This is a genomic window from Mesotoga sp. HF07.pep.5.2.highcov, from assembly GCF_003666285.1.
In the GTDB taxonomy this organism is placed as follows: Bacteria; Thermotogota; Thermotogae; order Petrotogales; family Kosmotogaceae; genus Mesotoga; species Mesotoga prima.
Window position 1 is genome coordinate 1 of the sequence record NZ_JFHJ01000008.1, and the last position, 1,569, is coordinate 1,569.

At 51.2% G+C, this 1,569-nt stretch carries 1 protein-coding gene, 5 tRNA genes and 1 pseudogene; 6 read left to right on the plus strand and 1 reads right to left on the minus strand.

Annotation, left to right across the window (positions count from 1 at the left end; all coding sequences use genetic code 11):
- Window positions 1-31 precede the first annotated feature (31 nt).
- The 6 genes from BG32_RS00195 to BG32_RS00220 all read left to right on the plus strand — a co-directional run bounded on the left by BG32_RS00195 (window position 32) and on the right by BG32_RS00220 (window position 769).
- A tRNA-Pro gene (locus BG32_RS00195) sits at window positions 32-107 on the plus strand.
- A 12-nt stretch (window positions 108-119) separates the two neighbouring features.
- A tRNA-Gly gene (locus BG32_RS00200) sits at window positions 120-195 on the plus strand.
- Window positions 196-271 (plus strand) — tRNA-Arg (locus tag BG32_RS00205).
- Window positions 272-284: 13 nt separating this feature from the next.
- Window positions 285-360: transfer RNA gene (locus BG32_RS00210), tRNA-His, on the plus strand.
- Between the two features lie 17 nt (window positions 361-377).
- A tRNA-Arg gene (locus BG32_RS00215) sits at window positions 378-453 on the plus strand.
- A gap of 52 nt (window positions 454-505) precedes the next feature.
- Entirely contained in the window at window positions 506-769 is a 264-nt protein-coding gene (locus BG32_RS00220; RefSeq protein WP_006486564.1) for a stage V sporulation protein S, read from the plus strand.
- 39 nt (window positions 770-808) lie between these two features.
- On the opposite strand, the pseudogene BG32_RS00225 reads toward BG32_RS00220, so the two are convergent.
- A pseudogene (locus tag BG32_RS00225) lies at window positions 809-1,569 on the minus strand (maltodextrin glycosyltransferase); the annotation flags it as partial.

The following is a 1,569-nucleotide window of genomic DNA, read 5'->3' on the forward strand; positions in this document are numbered from 1 at the left end:
CCTCAAAATCTGATATATTTAGATTCGTGAGCGGGGAGTAGCGCAGTTGGAAGCGCGCCTGTCTTGGGCACAGGAGGTCGCAGGTTCAAATCCTGTCTTCCCGACCAAGGGTCATTAGTGCGGCTGTAGCTCAATTGGTAGAGTATCGCCCTTCCAAGGCGAATGTTGCGGGTTCGACTCCCGTCGGCCGCTCCAGCGCCCGTGGCTCAATGGATAGAGCACTGGACTTCTAATCCGGTGGTTGCAGGTTCGAGTCCTGCCGGGCGCGCCACGCAATTTCTATGGTGGTTGTAGCTCAGTTGGAAGAGCGCCTGACTGTGGATCAGGCGGCCGCGGGTTCGAACCCCGCCAGCCACCCCATTTTTCTCTTTTTCCATGCGCCCGTGGCTCAACGGATAGAGCATCGGATTTCGGCTCCGATGGTTGCGGGTTCAAATCCTGCCGGGCGCACCATCCTAAATCTCTCTCCCAGTAGCATGACAGATCTCAAGAGGAGGTAGCAGTCATGGAAGTACTAAAGGTAGCAACCCACTCAAAACCAAACGCAGTTGCTGGTGCACTTGCCGGAGTACTCAGAGAGAAGGGCGTAGCAGAGATTCAGGCTATTGGAGCCGGAGCGGTCAATCAGGCAGTAAAAGCCATAGCAATTGCCAGAGGTTACGTTGCTCCAAGCGGTATGGATCTCGTATGTGTTCCAACCTTTTCGGATGTTGACATCGACGGAGAAGTAAGAACGGCAGTTAGGTTCTATGTACAGCCAAAGAAGTAATTCCTAGATATAAGAAGGGCCCCATCGGGGCCCGTTTTTTTATTTGATTTCTGCCACTGCCACCTCTCCGGGACCTAACGAGAGATGAAAGTCGCCTCCCACCTTCCATTCCGAGTGACCATCGAAACCCTTGAGCTTCCACGCAACTTTGTGTTCGCTCTTCCAGGTAAAATAACCCAGGTTTATGTGAAAATCCTTCATGCTTTGGAAGTCACCATTAGCAACAACCAGCAATCCCTTCGACCCATTCCAGTAGAAGAGTCCTGCAGATTCGATGTCTTCCTCCCAGAGAAGTTTCAAATCATGGGGGTTGATGAGCTCAAGATTATCTCTTCTCAATGAAGATAGAAGGGAAATCAGATCGACCATGTCGTCATCCGCGTTCCAGTGGAGAACATACGGATCGAAGAAAGCCAGCTTGCCGTAGAATGGATCGTTAGGCGGAAGGACATATCTGCCGTCCTCGTCGTTATCCAGGCCTAGATTCATCGGTTGTATCTCGAATATCTCCTGGCCGGAATTGACGTAAGTTATTCCGTTTGGCAAGAAGTAGTTCAGAACGGTCGCAAAGCGCGAAAACTTCTTCCCGTTCGGTCTCGCGACTGCCCTGGGAGTGTCTGGAGTTTCAACACAGGCCAGCGTCGGCACGCGTAGTCTGGGAAGAATCTCGTATACAAGTTCTTTGAATTTTCCCTCAGTTATTCTCGGTTCCATCCACCATGTATTCCCCAAAATACAGTCGTAGCCAGACTGTCTCGCCTTCTCGTCATTCCCCATCACAAGTTCTTCGGCAATAATTG